Source organism: Pantoea agglomerans, assembly GCF_021397715.1.
GTDB lineage: Bacteria > Pseudomonadota > Gammaproteobacteria > Enterobacterales > Enterobacteriaceae > Pantoea > Pantoea astica.
Genome location: NZ_CP090207.1, coordinates 4,046,762 through 4,063,428, shown reverse-complemented (window position 1 = coordinate 4,063,428; position 16,667 = coordinate 4,046,762). Strand labels below are relative to the sequence as shown.

Here is a 16,667-nt window from a genome sequence, read left to right as displayed (position 1 = left end):
GACGGAAGATATGACAAAGTTACCTGACTCGCCGCAGTACCTGATTCGCGGCGTCACCTTGTATGGCTTCGACAGTATGCCGTCGGCGGTGGATTTTTTAATGCCGCCGCAGGGCGTGCGCAGCGGCATCTTAGTGGCTATTAATGCAGAAAAGATTCTGACTGCTGAACAGGATGAGGGATTGCGTAACCTGTTAGCGCAGGCGGAGTTCGCTTACCCGGACGGCATCAGCATCGTCCGTTCAATTCGTAAAAAATACCCGCAGGCGTCGGTGCAGCGCATTGCGGGCGCAGATTTATGGGAAGCGCTGATGGAGCGGGCCGGACGCGAAGGCACGCCGGTATTTCTGATCGGCGGACGTCAGGCGGTGCTGGATGAAACCTGCGACAAGCTGCGTCGTCAGTGGAATGTGAACATTGTCGGGGCGCAGGATGGTTACTTTGCCCCAGCCGAACAGGACGCACTGTTTGCCCGCGTGGCTGCCAGTGGCGCGAAGCTGGTGACGGTGGCGCTGGGTTCTCCTCGTCAGGAGCTGCTGATGCTGGCGTGCCGTGCTCAATGGCCTGATGCGCTCTATATGGGTGTTGGTGGCACCTACGATGTTTTCACCGGTCATGTGAAGCGTGCGCCTAAAATCTGGCAGCGGCTCGGACTGGAGTGGCTCTACCGGCTGATCAGGCAACCGAGTCGCCTGCGGCGGCAATTAAAACTGCTGAAATATTTGCGCTATCACTGGCGGGGCGATCTCTGATATTGCTGATTAATGCCGCGTTTTTACCCGTTACGGCGGGAGAAGTGCACTATTTGTCGACGAAATGCACAAAGCGTAATCAAACGCGTTTTTTTATTGAAAAAGCACTAGACACGATTGGCGCTTATCTCTAGTATGCACATCCGCAACGGCGCTACGCGCCCGTAGCTCAGCTGGATAGAGCGCTGCCCTCCGGAGGCAGAGGTCTCAGGTTCGAATCCTGTCGGGCGCGCCATATCGTTTGTGCGCATGAGCTTCGGTGGTTTGATTTACCGCGTTAGTTGGCAGTAAAGATTCAGATGCTGCAGGTTTTGAACTTGTAACATTAAGTATTGTGGTGGCTATAGCTCAGTTGGTAGAGCCCTGGATTGTGATTCCAGTTGTCGTGGGTTCGAGTCCCATTAGCCACCCCAGATTTTGCTGGGATACGCGAAGGTGGCGGAATTGGTAGACGCGCTAGCTTCAGGTGTTAGTGTCTTAACGGACGTGAGGGTTCAAGTCCCTCTCTTCGCACCAGGCAAAACAGTTAAAAAAATCGGCGAGTAGCGCAGCTTGGTAGCGCAACTGGTTTGGGACCAGTGGGTCGGAGGTTCGAATCCTCTCTCGCCGACCATTTTAGAAACCTGTCTGAAAAGACAGGTTTTTTTTCGTCTGAGTAAAAAAAGAGGATGAGAATCTCCGAAGGAGGTTTGAGCCGAGCGTAGCGAGACAACGTTGCTTCAGCAACGGCCCGCAGGGCGCGGCTCGCAGAGCCGGGTAATCCTCTCTCGCCGACCATTTTAGAAACCTGTCTGAAAAGACAGGTTTTTTTTCGGCTGAATAAAAAGAGGATGAGAATTTCTGCGGGAGATTGGGGTAGGGGGCAGAGGAACAGCGTAGCTGTAAGTTCGAGCCTGCACAGGGAATACGGTCAGATCGGAAAGGCGCTAATGCCATCCATGGCCGCTCGGCCCGCGCCGTCCCTGGCGCGGGACGCTTTCCTCCTCTGACCCTATTCCCTGCGCGTTGAGCATTTGCATTGCGGGCAGACTGACTCTGGTTTGGGCTGGCAACCGTCTGGAGTGCTAATCTAAGTACCTGATGTGTCTGCCAGACGTGAAGCGAAGGAAGCATACGCCTGTAGCAAAGCATCGCGGGCCAGAGACAAAACCGCGGGGAACGTTTTTAAACAACGCAAAGCGTTAGCCTGGCTACGGGCGCACCTCAGGGATGAGGTGCGTAATCGCCCGCACTGAGCCCGCCAGTGAAGGCGTTTTTTGCGTCTTTGCGAAAGGCGTATGCTTCCTGAAGCCTGCCCAATGGTAGAAGCGTGTCTGCGCGTGTAGCCAGATTCATCCCACTTTGATTTCGCCAGCAGTATGAACTGGATCGGCAGCGTCGTGAATTGCCGACAGATAAGTCATTGTTATTATTGCGTTCACAGTCAGTTTATTTTAACTGTCTCTATTCAGAGACAGAGAAAGTCACCGCTGTCGCTAAATACCTACACTTCCCGGCAGGTCTCCCGCAAGATGCTTTCAGTTAATTCTTTAACTTGCTGATTTATTGAGGTTTTAAAAAAAATCATAAACCTGGCATGAATTATGCAATAATGATTTTGTAGATGCTCATTCCACCTCTTATGTTTGCTGATGCAACATAAACCTGGGAATGATGCAGAGCCAATTTTTAGGTACCTGTTGTCTGCCTGCCTGTATCGCATAAGTCTTACAGGGTTAACGGACACCACGTTGAGTCAGGTACCTCCCGGTTGTCTTACCGACCTGATCTTACACCTGCCAATGGCAGGTGTTTTTTTATCTGCGTGTTACTGAACGGACGGTAAATGACGGGCACAAAAAAGCCGGGCATGCCCGGCTTTCATACTCTGTTAAGCCCGATCAGCCGCCGGGATTATTCTTCAGCGTCAGCAGTAACCCCTCACGACGCATTTTCGCCGCTTCTTCCGGACGATGCAGACGATCATACACATCCGCCAGCCACGCATAGTCGAACGCATCAGGACGTTGCGCCAGCGCCTGCTGCAGCGCCTCGGCCGCCTGTTGCCATTCACCATGACGCATCAACAACTGACCCAGCGTGCTGTGTAGCAGCGGCGTCGCACCGTGTTGTTTGATCTGCTGGCGTAACGCTTTCTCCAGCGCCTCCGGATTGCCGCTCTTAATGCGCGGCATCAGCAGCACCAGCCGATCGTCATAGTGACGTTTCAGCCCTTCCAGCACGATTGACTGCGCGGTATCGTGATCGTCACACTCAATCAGGTGGTCAGCCATCGCCACCTGCAGCGTCGTTTCCTGGCGGGTTTTACGGCTCAGATTGCCCCACCAGCGCTTCAGTCCATCGCTACCCTGATCGGCCATCGCCTGACTCATCAGGCCCAGCCAGGCTTGCTGCTGCAGGGCAGTGCGATGATCGTCATCGCCGACCTGGGTTTTCTGCATCGCAGGCAGTATATCGAGCAGGGCGCTCCAGGCACCGGTACGGATATACGCCTGTTCGGCCAGACGCAGCACTTCAGGATGGCGCGGCGCGACTTCCAGTAATCGATCGATGCTGTGACGGGCGGCGTGATCTTCGTTACGCGCCAGCTGAATTCGCGCGCGGGCAATTTCTACCGGAATGGTGTTGCTGTCTGACAGCTCAGCCGCCCGCTCCAGATGCTGATTGGCGCGGGCTTCATCACCGCGCTGTTGCGCCGCTTCCGCCGCCAGCAGGTAGTTAGCGACCGGCACATCTGCATGATCGGCATCCTTAGAGAGCAGCTTTTCAACCTGACGATGGTCGCCTTCTGCCAGCTTCATCAGCGCCGACTGGGTATGACGCTGGGCGCGACGACGCTTACGGCCGGTAAACCAGCCGCGGGTACGGGCACCGGTACGCAGCACGCGACGCAGCAGCCACTCCACCGCCAGAATCACCAGCAGGCTGATGATCAGGATAATCACCAGGCCGGTAACGCTGGTTTCGATATTCCAGTTATCGGTCTGAATCAGCACATAGCCCTGATGACCGGCGATCATCGGTCCCAGCACCACGCCCGCAATCAGCAGGATAAAGAGGATAAATACCTTAAGCATGCTTAGCCTCCCTGCTGATTAGCAGCGGCAGAGGGTTGCGCTAACAGGTTCCGCACGCGGGTTTGCATCAGTTGCTCAAGTAACGGCTGGCTTTCCAGATTATCTGGCAGGTCCATATTGATGCTCTGCTGGCTCAGCTCATCCAGCTGGGCGAGAAACGCTTTGGTGGCGGCATCATTGGTGTCGTACCAGGCGCGAACCCAGGCAGAAACGGTGTCGATTGACTGTTTGTAGATTTCATCCTGATGGCGTGGCACCGCCTGGGCGGCGATCAGCAGACGAGAACGAATGTTCTCACGCAAATAAACGTCCTGATTAGGGGCCAGCAGCGGTTGTGCGGTGTTGTCACGGCGACGGATGGTAATGAAGTCATCCATAAAATTGTGCCAGCTCTTCACCAGATTCTGCCGCCATTCGCGCACCGAACCTGACAGTTCACCGCCGTCGCTATCCATCGGCGCATCATCGCTGTCATTATCGGCCAGACGCAGGTTATCGACGTTGTTCGACAGCTGGTTCAGTTTCAGGATCACACCGTCATAATCGACCTGAGTGACCGAAGAGAGCGTGCTGATATCCTGAGTCAGGGCGCGACGAACATTCATTACGCTCGGGTCATTCATATCGGCCAGACTGGCATCGGCGCTTTTCAGCAACGCGGCAGCGGTAGTGACATCCTGGTCGCTCCACAGTTTGCGACCGGCCAGTTTCACCAGATAATCAGCCTGTGCCAGCAACCAGCTACGGACATCGTTGCCTGAAATTACGGCGACTTTCTCACGCAGCGTTTCCAGCTCTTTTGTGGATGCGCCCTGTTGTGCTTCGGCTTTCTGCAGGGCCGTTTCGGTGCTGCTCAGCTGTTGGGTGAGCTGCTGCTTATCGCTACTGGCCTGCTGCTGGAGCGCGCTAAGCTGCTCGCTCAGGCGCTGGTTGGTCTGTGCCTGTAAATCAGCCTGATGTTTCCCATTAAGGTATAAACCCGCACCAATCGCCAGCGCAATGACGATCGCAACCGCACCCAGCACCATGCCACCGTTTTTTGCTTTACGGGGTGGTGTGGTGTTGCTGGCAGCAGAGCGGTCAACCGCTGGGGTGGTTTCTTCAACCATGGCGGAGGAGTCTTTTTGTTCCGTCATATGTGGCACATCCCATTGTTAAAGTTCAGCGTAACGCGCGCAACAGCGCATCGTTATCGGCACCATCGGCTACCTGAATATCCTGCCAACCCAATCCTGCGGCCAGGGTAGCCAAACGTTCACTGACGACAATCAGTCGGCAGTTGAGCAGCCATTCCTCGCGATCAACTGCGGGGAACAGCGAAAAAAGCTGTTGTAACATTTCACCGCTGGTGACCACCAGCACTGAGACGCCACGATCGCGCCATCTCCGGCCTTCTGTCGCGCCATTGTACTGCTTCTGACAGCGCTGATAGCAGGCCGCAAAGCTTACCTCTGCGCCCCGCTGAGTTAACGTGTCCGCCAGCAGCTCGCGGCCAGGGTCGCCCCGTAAAATAAGGGCACGTTTGTGGGCAACCTGTTGCAGCGTGTTTAACCGGATTAATTCTTCACTGGTTTCCTGCGCATGCGGCCAGGTCACCTGATGGCCACTGGCGGTATGAAACGCCAGTGCAGTAGAACGACCAATTGCATAATAGTCCAGCCCGGCGGGCCACGCTGTGATCGCGTGTTGAGCGTAGTGGATAACCTGCTGTGACAGGATAAAAACCAGATCGCCAGGCTGCAGCGCCGCTAACTTTTGCGGCAGCTGAGGCAGATCGACGCCCGGCGCGAACTCAATCAGCGGCAGGCTCCAGGCCTGCTTACCCAGCGCATGCAGGCGTGACACCAGCTCTGCTGCGGCGGGTTCCGGACGCGTCACCAGGATCGTCATGCCGGCGGCTGCCCCTGATAGACCTCACGCAGAATTTCACGCGCGCCGCCGTTCAGCAGTTCATCCGCAAGTGAAACGCCCATCTGTTCGGCCTGCGCGCGCGGTCCACGCCGCTCGCCGCTAACCATCACGCTGCCATCCGGTGCGCCGACCATGCCACGCAGCCAGAGCTCATCGCCTTCCAGCACGGCAAAACTGCCGATAGGAACCTGACAGCCGCCCTCTAAGCGGGTGTTCATGGCCCGTTCCGCTTTGACGCAGACGGCAGTATCATCGTGGTTTAATGCCTGTAACAGGCTGATTAAGGTGCTGTCATCCATGCGGCATTCAATGCCGACCGCGCCCTGGCCGACGGCGGGCAGTGAAATCTCAGCGGGCAGTGCCTGACGGATACGATCTTCCAGGCCCAGACGCTTGAGACCGGCGACGGCCAGGATAATGGCGTCATATTCACCGGCATCGAGTTTGCCGAGGCGGGTGCCGACATTACCGCGCAGCGATCGAATCACCAGATCGGGGCGACGCGCACTGATCTGGCACTGGCGGCGCAGGCTGGAGGTTCCGACCACCGCACCGTGCGGCAGGGCATCAATCGAATCATAATGATGAGAAACGAACGCATCGCGCGGATCATCGCGCTCGCAAATGGTGACCAGACCCAGCCCCAGCGGGAAATCGACCGGCACATCTTTCATCGAGTGCACCGCCATATCGGCACGGCCGTCCAGCATCGCCTGTTCAAGCTCTTTGACAAACAGCCCTTTACCGCCCACTTTGGCCAGCGGGGTATCAAGGATAATGTCACCTTTGGTGACCATCGGCACCAGCTCAACGCGCAGGCCAGGATGGGCGCTCATCAAACGTTGCTGTACATAATGTGCCTGCCATAAGGCCAGCGGACTTTGTCTTGTAGCAATTCTGAAAATTTTGTCTAACATGCTGTTAACCATTTTGATCGTTCACTGAATATCCTATCATCTATGGGGGAATGCTGTCAGTTTCAACGGATTGAAAACGGCCTGCTCGCGGATTAGGCCCGATTTATCAAGCCTCATTTGATACCGGTGCTGAAAAGGCGGGAAGCCAGTAAGAACGTGCTAAACTGTTAAGTAGCGCAACTTTCTTTACGGTCAATCTGCCGGGTGTTAGATTGATCACGTTTCCAGCAATAATCTGCCCACTTTTACACTTCATAAGCGGCAGATGGTGGAAACAGGGTGCTTAAACACTGGGACAATCAGGCGAAACGTCTTGTACCTCTACATTGAGACACTGAAACAGAGACTGGATGCAATCAACCAGCTGCGCGTCGATCGTGCACTGGCTGCCATGGGACCCGCTTTTCAGCGCGTCTACAGTCTGCTGCCAACCTTATTACATTATCAACATCCGCAGATGCCGGGTTACCTTGAAGGTAGCGTTCCACATGGCATCAGCTTCTTCACGCCTGATGAAAATCAGCGTCAGCTGCTGGCCGATTTGACCGGCGACAGCGACCTGCGTCTGGCGGATACGCCAAAAGGCGAAATGCCGATCACGGCGATCTATTCGATGGGCAGCACCTCGTCTGTGGGTCAGAACAGCGTGTCGGATCTCGACATCTGGGTCTGCCATCAATCCTGGCTGGACAATGAAGAGCGCCTTAATCTGCAGCGTAAATGTACCATGCTGCAGAAGTGGTGCGTCTCCATGGGCGTGGAAGTGAGCTTTTTCCTGATCGATGAGAACCGTTTCCGGCATAACGAAAGCGGTAATCTGGGCGGGGAAGATTGCGGCTCGACACAACACATTCTGCTGCTGGATGAGTTTTACCGTACTGCGGTGCGCATGGCGGGTAAACGTATCCTGTGGAATATGGTGCCGGGCGAAGAAGAGCACCATTACGACGACTACGTGATGTCGCTGTATGCCAAAGGCGTGTTGACGCCGAATGAGTGGCTCGATCTGGGCGGCCTCGGTACGCTGTCGGCGGAAGAATATTTCGGCGCCAGCCTGTGGCAGCTCTATAAAAGCATCGACTCACCCTACAAAGCGGTGCTGAAAACGCTGCTGCTGGAAGCCTACAGCTGGGAATACCCGAATACGCAGTTGCTGGCGATGGACATCAAACAGCGTCTGCACGACGGCGAAATCATCTGCTTCGGGCTTGATCCCTACTTCATGATGCTGGAGCGCGTCACCCATTATCTGACCAGCGTGGACGATCAGCCACGTCTCGATCTGGTGCGCCGCTGCTTCTATCTTAAAGTGTGCGAAAAACTCAGCACCGAAGAACATCAGCATCGCACCGGCTGGCGGCGTGAAATTCTGCTGCAGCTGGTGAAAGAGTGGGGCTGGGATGAAGAGAAAATTGCCATCCTGGATAACCGCGCCGAGTGGAAAATCGAGCGGGTGCGTGAAGCGCACAACGAACTGCTGGATGCGATGATGCAGAGTTATCGCAATCTGATCCGCTTCGCCCGCCGCAACAATTTAAGCGTCAGCGCAAGTCCGCAGGATATCGGTGTGTTGACCCGTAAACTGTACGCCGCGTTTGAAGCACTGCCGGGCAAAGTGACGCTGGTGAATCCGCAGATTTCGCCCGATCTCTCTGAACCGAATCTGACCTTTATCCACGTGCCGCCTGGCCGGGCCAATCGCTCTGGCTGGTATCTGTATAATCAGGCACCGGACATGGATTCGATCATCAGCCATCAGCCGCTGGAATATAACCGTTACCTGAATAAGCTGGTGGCGTGGGCGTGGTTTAACGGTCTGCTGACCCGCAAAACCCGGCTGCACATTAAAGGCAATGAGATCTGCGATCTGGCGCGCCTGCAGGAGCTGGTCAATGACGTCTCCAGTCATTTCCCGCTGCGTCTGCCGGCACCGACGCCGAAAGCGCTCTACAGTCCGTGTGAAATTCGCCACCTCGCGATTATCGTCAATCTTGAGCACGATCCGACCTCGGCGTTTCGCAATCAGGTGGTGCATTTCGACTTCCGCAAGCTGGATGTGTTCAGCTTTGGCCAGCAGCAACAGTGCCTGATCGGCAGTATCGACCTGCTCTACCGTAATTCGTGGAATGAGGTGCGTACGCTGCACTTCAGCGGCGAACAGGCGATGATTGAAGGGCTGAAAACCATCCTTGGCAAAATGCATCAGGATGCTGCGCCACCCGATACGGTCGAAGTGTTCTGCTACAGTCAGCATCTGCGCGGCCTGATCCGCACCCGTGTGCAGCAGCTGGTCTCGGAATGCATTGAGCTGCGTCTCTCCAGTACGCGTCAGGAGCCGGGCCGCTTTAAGGCGCTGCGCATGGCGGGCCAGACCTGGGGACTGTTCTTTGAACGCATGAGTGTGTCGGTACAGAAGCTGGAAAACGCGGTTGAATTTTACGGTGCCATCTCCAACAACAAGCTGCACGGCCTGTCGATCAAGGTTGAAACTAACCAGACGCCGCTGCCGCCGGTGGTGAACGGCTATGCCAGCGAAGGCATCATCCAGTTCTTTTTTGAAAACACCACCGATGAGCGTGGTTTCAATATCTACATTCTGGATGAGACCAATCGGGTCGAGGTGTATCACCACTGTGAAGGCAGCAAAGAGGAGCTGGTGCGTGACGTCAGCCGCTTCTACTCCTCATCGCACGATCGTTTCACCTACGGCTCCAGTTTTATCAACTTCAACCTGCCGCAGTTTTATCAGATCGTGAACACTGGCGAACGTTTCCAGGTGATTCCGTTCCGCAGCCAGACGCTGACCCAGCTGTGCGCCTCGCAGCCTGACAACGACAACGGCGACTATCAGCCGCGCTATCAGGTGCATTAATAGCGATCGGCCGCCTGCCTGTGCAGGCGGCCATCATCTTCCTGGCCTGACACTCTGCTCACGCTATTTGCGGGCATTTCCTGTTGCTTTTCCAACTTCAACTGCGATGATAAGCATCCAGGTAAAGGACATGAAGAGCATAAAGAATGAAGAAAGTGATAAGCCTGTTGGCGATGGCGCTGGCCGTGACCAGCCTTGCCGGTTGTGGTCTGAAAGGGCCGCTCTACTTCCCGCCAAAGGACCAGCCGAAGAAACAGCAAGCGCCGACTGAACGCCAGAAAGCCGATGCATCTAAAGCGGATGTGAACGGTCTGGTGACCGGCGATTCGAGCGCGCAAGCGAACTAATATCATGGCTTATCCGGCGGAGCAAAAAATGCAGTTCTCCAAAATGCACGGTCTCGGCAACGACTTTATGGTGGTCGATGCGGTGACGCAAAACGTCTTTTTCTCGCCGGAACTGATCCGCCGGCTGGCCGATCGCCATCTGGGGATCGGTTTTGATCAACTGCTGATTGTTGAGCCGCCTTACGATCCCGATCTCGATTTCCACTATCGCATTTTCAACGCCGATGGCAGTGAAGTCGCCCAGTGTGGCAACGGCGCGCGCTGTTTTGCCCGCTTCGTTCAGCTAAAAGGGCTGACTAACAAAAGCGACATCCGCGTCAGTACCCAAAACGGCCGGATGGTGCTGAGCGTTACGCCGGACGATCAGGTTCGCGTCAACATGGGCGAGCCCAATTTCGAGCCGCAGCAGGTGCCGTTTCGCGCCAATAAAGCTGAAAATCTCTATCTGCTGCGCGTTGCCGAACAGACGGTGATGCTGGGCGCGGTTTCAATGGGCAATCCCCACTGCGTGATTCAGGTCGAAAGCGTGAAAACCGCGCAGGTTGAACTGCTGGGCCCGATTCTGGAAAGCCATGAACGCTTCCCGGATCGCGTTAACGTCGGCTTTATGGAAATCATCAGTCCGGAACATATTCGTCTGCGCGTGTATGAACGCGGCGCAGGGGAAACGCAGGCGTGCGGCAGCGGTGCCTGTGCTGCCGTTGCGTGCGGCATTCAGCAGGGTATTCTGGCGCCTAAAGTGCGCGTCGATCTGCCCGGTGGAACGCTGCATATCGCCTGGAAAGGGGCGGGTCAGCCGCTCTATATGACCGGGCCTGCCACACACGTCTACGATGGGTTTATTCATCTATGAAAAATATCGAAGAGCAGACCGACACTACCGTTCTGCTGGACGATCAGGCCGTCAGCGATTATCTGCGGCAAAATCCCGATTTCTTCATCCGCAACGCCCGCCAGATTGAACAGATGGCGGTGCCGCATCCGGTGCGCGGCAGCGTGTCACTGGTTGAGTGGCACATGGCGCGGCAGCGTAACCACATTCAGCAGCTGGAAGAAGAGATCACCCTGCTGATGGAGCAGGCGACCGCCAATCACGAGCTGTTTGATCGCTTGCTGGCGCTGCAAAGCCATCTGGCGGCGGCCGATTCGCTGCAGGAGATGCTTAATCGTCTGCATCGCTGGGCGCGTGAACTCGGCCTGGCCGGTGCTAACGTGCGCCTGTTCAGTGATAAATGGCAGCTCGGCGCGCCCTCTGATTTCTTCCAGCTTAGCCTGTCACGTCAGGCGTTTGAGCCGCTGCGGATTCAGCGCTTCGGTAATCAGCATCACTATCTGGGTAATATCAATGGCCCGGAATTACTGCTGCTGTTGCCGCAGGCCAAAGCAATCGGTTCGGTTGCAATGTCCCTGATGGGCGAAGCGGGCGATCTGGGCGTGCTGATCTTCAGCAGCCGCGACAGCCAGCATTATCAATCCGGCATGGGAACGCTGCTGTTGCAGCACCTGTCGCAGATGATGCCTGATTTGCTGGCCCGCTGGGTTGAACGCGCATGAACAGCGCGCTGCAGGAGGCCGTCGACGGATTTCTGCGCTACCTGAAAGTGGAGCGCCAGCTCAGTCCGCTGACCCAGAGCAGCTATGCCCGCCAGCTGGCGGCGCTGGTGGCGATTGCCGATGAGATGAAGCTCAGTAGCTGGGCGCAGCTGGAGCCGGCGCAGGTGCGCAGCATGGCCGCGCGCAGTCGTCGCGCCGGCCTGGCCGCCAGCAGCCTCGCGTTACGCCTTTCCGCGCTGCGCAGTTTTCTCGACTGGCAGGTCAGCCAGGGTTTACTCAGCGCCAACCCGGCTAAAGGGGTGATGACGCCGCGTAAGGCGCGCCATCTGCCAAAAAATATTGATGTGGATGACGTCAACCAACTGCTGGAGATCGATCCCAGCGACCCGCTGGCGGTGCGCGACCGCACCATGCTGGAAGTGATGTACGGCGGCGGGCTGCGTCTCTCTGAACTGGTGAATCTGGATTGTCGCCACGTCGATCTCGACTCCGGCGAAGTGTGGGTGGTGGGTAAGGGCAGCAAAGAGCGTCGTGTGCCGATTGGCCGCACCGCTGTCAGCTGGGTCCAGCACTGGTTACCGCTGCGAGCGGCCTTTAACGCTGAAGATGACGCGTTGTTCCTCTCTACGCGCGGCAACCGGATATCGACGCGCAACGTGCAAAAGCGCTTCGCCGAATGGGGTATTAAGCAGGGCGTCACCAGCCATATTCATCCGCATAAACTGCGTCACTCCTTTGCGACTCATTTGCTGGAGTCGAGCGGCGATCTGCGCGCCGTGCAGGAGCTGCTGGGCCACGCTAACCTCTCGACCACCCAGATTTATACCCATCTCGACTTCCAGCATCTGGCTTCGGTCTATGATGCTGCGCATCCCCGGGCCAAACGAGGAAAGAACGAATGAAGTTTTATCGTCCGCTGGCTGCCATCAAAGCGATCACCTTCGACCTTGATGACACGCTGTATGATAACTATCCGGTGATCCGCCGGACCACCGCTGAGTCACATGCGGCGTTGCAGGCCTTTCATCCGGCGCTGCGCGATTTTACGCCGCAGGCCTATCAGGCGCTGCGTGATGAGCTGTTACAGCGTGAGCCGGAGATCTATCACGACGTGTCGGAATGGCGTCGGCGTTCTGTTGAGCTGGCGATGCTGAATATTGGCTTGTCGGCTGCTGAAGCGACGGCGGGTGCAGAGCAGGTGATGGCGGTGTTTCATCAATGGCGTAGCCAGGTTGAGATGCCGGATGAGACCCATCAGACGCTGAAAAAACTGGCGGAAAAAGTGCCGCTGGTGGCGGTCACCAACGGTAATGCCTGCCCGGAAAAAATGGGGCTGGCTGATTACTTTCAGTTCACGCTGCGGGCCGGACCGGATGGGCGCGCCAAGCCGTGGCAGGATATGTATCAGCGGGCGGCGCAGCGGCTGAACATTGCGCCACAACACATTCTGCACGTCGGCGACGATCTCACTACCGATGTGGCGGGCTCGCTGCGTTGTGGGATGCAGGCCTGCTGGATTAACCTGCGCCAGGGCAACCTGATGCAGATCGCGGATGCGCGCCTGCTGCCGCACGTCGAAATTTCGCAGTTGGCATCCCTCACCTCACTGCTATAATGGCTGTAAATTTATCCAGTCGTCTTCCCAGTTTTCGCGCTGCGCTTGTGACGGTCGCCGGGTTTAAACCCGCCGGCTGCATCAACCGGCTGCCGCAACGCGTGGCCTGCCATCAGGCGGACCAGACCGGACGACGACGCTTCTCTTCTTTGGTAAACGGGGCTTATGGACGTTTCTGAACTGCTCGACGGTTTGAATGACAAACAGCGCGAGGCCGTTGCGGCTCCGCGCAGTAACCTGCTGGTGCTGGCAGGCGCGGGCAGCGGCAAAACGCGGGTACTGGTGCATCGCATCGCCTGGCTGCTGTCGGTCGAGAACTGCTCACCTTACTCGATCATGGCGGTGACCTTTACCAACAAAGCGGCGGCCGAGATGCGTCACCGTATTGAGCAACTGATCGGTACCAGTCAGGGCGGGATGTGGATCGGCACCTTCCACGGCCTGGCGCACCGCTTGCTGCGTGCGCACCATCTGGACGCTAACCTGCCGCAGGATTTTCAGATCCTCGACAGCGAAGATCAGCTGCGCCTGCTCAAGCGCCTGATCAAATCGATGAACCTGGATGAGAAGCAGTGGCCGGCACGTCAGGGCATGTGGTACATCAACGGCAAAAAAGATGAAGGCCTGCGGCCAAAGCATATCGAAAGCTACGGTAACCCGGTCGAACAGACCTGGCTGCGCATCTATCAGGCTTATCAGGAAGCCTGTGACCGCGCCGGTTTAGTCGATTTTGCTGAACTGCTGCTGCGCGCGCATGAGCTGTGGCTCAACAAGCCGCACATTCTTAATCACTATCGCGAACGGTTCACCAATGTGCTGGTGGACGAGTTCCAGGATACCAACAACATTCAGTATGCGTGGATCCGTATGCTGGCGGGTGACAGCAGCCGGGTGATCATCGTCGGTGATGACGATCAGTCTATCTATGGCTGGCGCGGCGCGCAGGTTGAGAATATTCAGCGCTTCCTGCAGGACTTTCCCGGCGCGGAAACCATCCGCCTGGAGCAAAACTATCGCTCCACCAATAACATTCTGAAGTCTGCCAACGCCCTGATCGCCAACAACAACGGACGTCTGGGCAAAGAGCTGTGGACCGACGGCAGCGACGGCGAGCCTATCTCCATCTATTGCGCCTTTAACGAACTGGACGAAGCGCGCTTTGTGGTAAACCGCATCAAGACGTGGATGGAAAACGGCAATGCGCTGAACGATTGCGCCATTCTCTATCGCAGCAACGCCCAGTCGCGCGTGCTGGAAGAGGCGCTGCTGCAAAGCAGTATGCCGTACCGGATTTATGGCGGTATGCGCTTCTTCGAACGTCAGGAGATCAAAGATGCGCTCTCTTATCTGCGTCTGATGGCCAACCGCAATGATGACGCGGCATTTGAGCGCGTGGTGAATACCCCGACGCGTGGCGTCGGCGATCGCACGCTCGACGTGGTGCGTCAGACCGCGCGTGAACGGCAGATGACGTTGTGGCAGGCGACGCGTGAACTGCTGCAGACCCGGGCGCTGGCCGGTCGGGCTGCCTCGGCGCTGCAACGCTTCTGTGAACTGGTTGATTCGCTGGCTACCGAAACCGCAGAGTTGCCGCTGCACGTCCAGACCGATCGGGTGATCAAAGATTCCGGCCTGTGGCTGATGTACGAGCAGGAGAAAGGCGAAAAAGGCCAGGCTCGTATCGAAAACCTTGAGGAACTGGTGACCGCCACGCGCCAGTTCAGCTATCAGGATGAAGATGAAGATTTAATGCCGCTGCAGGCCTTTTTATCGCACGCGGCGCTGGAAGCGGGCGAAGGCCAGGCGGACAAATGGCAGGATGCGGTGCAGCTGATGACGCTGCACTCGGCAAAAGGGCTGGAGTTCAGCCAGGTGTTTATCGTCGGGATGGAAGAGGGGATGTTCCCAAGCCAGATGTCGCTGGATGAAGGCGGCCGGCTGGAAGAGGAGCGTCGTCTGGCTTACGTTGGCGTCACCCGTGCGATGATCAAGCTGACCCTGACCTATGCCGAAACCCGCCGACTCTATGGTAAGGAAGTGTATCACCGGCCTTCCCGTTTTATCGGCGAACTGCCGGAAGAGTGCATCGAAGAGGTGCGCTTACGCGCCAGCGTCAGCCGGCCGGTGAACCACCAGCGGATGGGCGCGCCGGTGAGCAAAAACGACAGCGGATTCGCGCTCGGCCAGCGGGTTCACCACGCAAAATTTGGTGAAGGCACCATCATTAATCTGGAAGGCAGCGGTGAGCACAGCCGCCTGCAGGTGGCCTTTCAGGGGCAGGGAATCAAGTGGTTAGTGGCGGCTTACGCCAAACTGGAAACCCTTTAGCTGCGGTTGACGACTTTTTCGTCTCAGCGTAACATGCGCCCACTATTATCATGAGAGGACAATGCCTTGGACACGCCCAGTCGATGCTGGCTCACTAACCTGGATAACAGGAATAACATCTAAGGCTACCTCTCTACGCGGGTAGCCTTAGCGGTTATCAGCGACCTCCCTTTACTAATCCCGTCGCACGAGTCAGCACTGATTTACCCTTGAAACTCTGTTTCCGTGTTCAGGTTGCCCGTTCCGCTTTGCGGAACGGCGAACGGCCTTGTCCCATTTAGTCTGCAATGGGGAGTATTGCTATGCTGAGCGCATTTAAACTGGATCACAGCCGCCTGACGCGTCTGGAGCTGGAAGACGAAAACGACAAACTGACCACCTCCGTCTGGGTTGATCTGATCGAACCGGAAGAGGGTGAGCGTGAACGGGTGCAATCGGAGCTGGGTCAGAGCCTGGCAACCCGACCTGAGCTGGAAGATATCGAGGCCTCAGCACGTTTCTTCGAAGATGAAGATGGCCTGCATATCCACTCCTTCTTCTTTTATGAAGATGCGGAAGATCACGCCGGTAACTCCACCGTGGCGTTCACCATTCGTGAAGGCCGCCTTTACACGCTGCGTGAACGCGAACTGCCGGCGTTTCGGCTCTATCGTATGCGTGCCCGCAACCAGACCCTGATTGACGGCAATGCGTTCGAACTGCTGCTCGACCTGTTTGAAACCAAAATCGAACAGCTGGCGGATGAGATTGAAAACATCTATAGCGCGCTGGAAAAACTCAGCCGGGTGATCATGGAAGGTCAGCAGGGCGAAGAGTACGATCTGGCGCTGTCCCGCTTAGCCGAACTGGAAGATATCGGCTGGAAGGTGCGCCTGTGCCTGATGGATACCCAGCGCGCGCTCAACTTCCTGGTGCGTAAAGCGCGTTTGCCGGGCAATCAGCTGGAACAGGCGCGTGAAATCCTGCGCGATATCGAATCGCTGTTGCCGCACAACGAGTCGCTGTTCCAGAAGGTAAACTTCCTGATGCAGGCGGCGATGGGCTTTATCAACATCGAACAGAACCGCATCATCAAGATCTTCTCGGTGGTGTCGGTGGTGTTCCTGCCTCCAACGCTGGTTGCCTCCAGCTACGGCATGAACTTTGAGTTTATGCCCGAACTGAAGTGGAGCTTTGGTTATCCGGCCGCCATCGGCCTGATGATTCTGGCGGGTCTGGCACCCTACCTCTACTTCAAACGTAAAAACTGGTTATAAAGCGTGCAACGGGTCGTCTGATACGGCCCGTTTTGCTGG

The 16,667-nt window shown here is 56.6% G+C and carries 14 protein-coding genes, 4 tRNA genes and 1 other RNA gene; 15 read left to right on the top strand and 4 right to left on the bottom strand.

From position 1 onward, the window contains the following. Window positions 1-10: 10 nt before the first annotated feature. The 6 genes from wecG (at window position 11) to LZU96_RS19265 (ending at window position 1,528) form a co-directional block, all read left to right on the top strand. On the top strand, window positions 11-751 hold the full coding sequence (gene wecG, locus LZU96_RS19290) for a lipopolysaccharide N-acetylmannosaminouronosyltransferase (protein ID WP_233985660.1): 741 nt from the start codon (window positions 11-13) through the stop codon (window positions 749-751). Between the two features lie 158 nt (window positions 752-909). Beyond that, window positions 910-986 (top strand) — tRNA-Arg (locus LZU96_RS19285). A 102-nt stretch (window positions 987-1,088) separates the two neighbouring features. Further along, window positions 1,089-1,164, top strand: a tRNA-His gene (locus LZU96_RS19280). A 16-nt stretch (window positions 1,165-1,180) separates the two neighbouring features. After that, window positions 1,181-1,267, top strand: a tRNA-Leu gene (locus tag LZU96_RS19275). A 20-nt stretch (window positions 1,268-1,287) separates the two neighbouring features. Next, a tRNA-Pro gene (locus tag LZU96_RS19270) sits at window positions 1,288-1,364 on the top strand. Window positions 1,365-1,398: 34 nt separating this feature from the next. Continuing rightward, window positions 1,399-1,528, top strand: a non-coding RNA gene (locus LZU96_RS19265) — RtT sRNA. Window positions 1,529-2,631: 1,103 nt separating this feature from the next. Here the strand turns inward: LZU96_RS19265 and hemY are convergent. The 4 genes from hemY to hemC are packed head-to-tail and all read right to left on the bottom strand — an operon-like array spanning window position 2,632 to window position 6,656. Beyond that, window positions 2,632-3,828, bottom strand: a complete 1,197-nt coding sequence (hemY, locus tag LZU96_RS19260) for a protoheme IX biogenesis protein HemY (protein WP_233985659.1) — start codon at window positions 3,826-3,828, stop codon at window positions 2,632-2,634. 2 nt (window positions 3,829-3,830) lie between these two features. Beyond that, window positions 3,831-4,964 carry a uroporphyrinogen-III C-methyltransferase gene (gene hemX / locus LZU96_RS19255; protein WP_233985658.1) on the bottom strand — a complete coding sequence of 378 codons (1,134 nt, stop codon included), beginning with the start codon at window positions 4,962-4,964 and terminating at the stop codon, window positions 3,831-3,833. A 25-nt stretch (window positions 4,965-4,989) separates the two neighbouring features. Further along, complete coding sequence (gene hemD, locus LZU96_RS19250; protein ID WP_233985657.1) at window positions 4,990-5,718, bottom strand: uroporphyrinogen-III synthase; 729 nt, start codon at window positions 5,716-5,718, stop codon at window positions 4,990-4,992. Next, window positions 5,715-6,656, bottom strand: coding sequence for a hydroxymethylbilane synthase (gene hemC, locus LZU96_RS19245; RefSeq protein ID WP_233985656.1), 942 nt, complete (start codon window positions 6,654-6,656; stop codon window positions 5,715-5,717). The genes hemD and hemC overlap by 4 nt, the downstream gene beginning before the upstream one ends. A gap of 313 nt (window positions 6,657-6,969) precedes the next feature. Between hemC and LZU96_RS19240 the strand changes: the two genes are divergently transcribed. From LZU96_RS19240 to corA, 9 genes are all read left to right on the top strand, one after another. Further along, on the top strand, window positions 6,970-9,528 hold the full coding sequence (locus LZU96_RS19240) for a class I adenylate cyclase (RefSeq protein ID WP_233985655.1): 2,559 nt from the start codon (window positions 6,970-6,972) through the stop codon (window positions 9,526-9,528). Between the two features lie 146 nt (window positions 9,529-9,674). Next, the gene (gene lptM, locus LZU96_RS19235; protein ID WP_031375042.1) at window positions 9,675-9,875 is read left to right on the top strand and encodes an LPS translocon maturation chaperone LptM; all 201 of its coding nucleotides are present in this window, start codon (window positions 9,675-9,677) and stop codon (window positions 9,873-9,875) included. 28 nt (window positions 9,876-9,903) lie between these two features. Then, a complete protein-coding gene (gene dapF, locus LZU96_RS19230) occupies window positions 9,904-10,728 on the top strand; it encodes a diaminopimelate epimerase (RefSeq protein WP_233985654.1) in 825 nt (274 codons plus the stop codon). Then, complete coding sequence (locus tag LZU96_RS19225) at window positions 10,725-11,429, top strand: DUF484 domain-containing protein (protein WP_233985653.1); 705 nt, start codon at window positions 10,725-10,727, stop codon at window positions 11,427-11,429. The genes dapF and LZU96_RS19225 overlap by 4 nt, the downstream gene beginning before the upstream one ends. Then, complete coding sequence (gene xerC / locus LZU96_RS19220; RefSeq protein WP_233985652.1) at window positions 11,426-12,331, top strand: tyrosine recombinase XerC; 906 nt, start codon at window positions 11,426-11,428, stop codon at window positions 12,329-12,331. The genes LZU96_RS19225 and xerC overlap by 4 nt, the downstream gene beginning before the upstream one ends. Continuing rightward, complete coding sequence (yigB, locus tag LZU96_RS19215) at window positions 12,328-13,044, top strand: 5-amino-6-(5-phospho-D-ribitylamino)uracil phosphatase YigB (protein WP_233985651.1); 717 nt, start codon at window positions 12,328-12,330, stop codon at window positions 13,042-13,044. The genes xerC and yigB overlap by 4 nt, the downstream gene beginning before the upstream one ends. 165 nt (window positions 13,045-13,209) lie before the next feature. Next, window positions 13,210-15,372 carry a DNA helicase II gene (gene uvrD / locus LZU96_RS19210; RefSeq protein WP_233985650.1) on the top strand — a complete coding sequence of 721 codons (2,163 nt, stop codon included), beginning with the start codon at window positions 13,210-13,212 and terminating at the stop codon, window positions 15,370-15,372. A 66-nt stretch (window positions 15,373-15,438) separates the two neighbouring features. Continuing rightward, window positions 15,439-15,495: a YsgD/CorL family protein gene (gene ysgD / locus LZU96_RS23635; protein WP_353846917.1), complete on the top strand. Its 57-nt coding sequence runs from the start codon at window positions 15,439-15,441 to the stop codon at window positions 15,493-15,495. Between the two features lie 179 nt (window positions 15,496-15,674). Beyond that, a complete protein-coding gene (gene corA, locus LZU96_RS19205) occupies window positions 15,675-16,628 on the top strand; it encodes a magnesium/cobalt transporter CorA (RefSeq protein WP_233985649.1) in 954 nt (317 codons plus the stop codon). Window positions 16,629-16,667: the final 39 nt, after the last annotated feature.

What these genes read in the sequence shown, in the direction of transcription:
- wecG (WP_233985660.1), top strand. Translation starts at nt 11, where the DNA reads ATGACAAAGTTACCTGACTCGCCGCAGTACCTGATTCGCGGCGTCACC.
- hemY (WP_233985659.1), bottom strand. Translation starts at nt 3,828, where the DNA reads ATGCTTAAGGTATTTATCCTCTTTATCCTGCTGATTGCGGGCGTGGTG.
- hemX (WP_233985658.1), bottom strand. Translation starts at nt 4,964, where the DNA reads ATGACGGAACAAAAAGACTCCTCCGCCATGGTTGAAGAAACCACCCCA.
- hemD (WP_233985657.1), bottom strand. Translation starts at nt 5,718, where the DNA reads ATGACGATCCTGGTGACGCGTCCGGAACCCGCCGCAGCAGAGCTGGTG.
- hemC (WP_233985656.1), bottom strand. Translation starts at nt 6,656, where the DNA reads ATGTTAGACAAAATTTTCAGAATTGCTACAAGACAAAGTCCGCTGGCC.
- lptM (WP_031375042.1), top strand. Translation starts at nt 9,675, where the DNA reads ATGAAGAAAGTGATAAGCCTGTTGGCGATGGCGCTGGCCGTGACCAGC.
- dapF (WP_233985654.1), top strand. Translation starts at nt 9,904, where the DNA reads ATGCAGTTCTCCAAAATGCACGGTCTCGGCAACGACTTTATGGTGGTC.
- LZU96_RS19225 (WP_233985653.1), top strand. Translation starts at nt 10,725, where the DNA reads ATGAAAAATATCGAAGAGCAGACCGACACTACCGTTCTGCTGGACGAT.
- xerC (WP_233985652.1), top strand. Translation starts at nt 11,426, where the DNA reads ATGAACAGCGCGCTGCAGGAGGCCGTCGACGGATTTCTGCGCTACCTG.
- yigB (WP_233985651.1), top strand. Translation starts at nt 12,328, where the DNA reads ATGAAGTTTTATCGTCCGCTGGCTGCCATCAAAGCGATCACCTTCGAC.
- uvrD (WP_233985650.1), top strand. Translation starts at nt 13,210, where the DNA reads ATGGACGTTTCTGAACTGCTCGACGGTTTGAATGACAAACAGCGCGAG.
- corA (WP_233985649.1), top strand. Translation starts at nt 15,675, where the DNA reads ATGCTGAGCGCATTTAAACTGGATCACAGCCGCCTGACGCGTCTGGAG.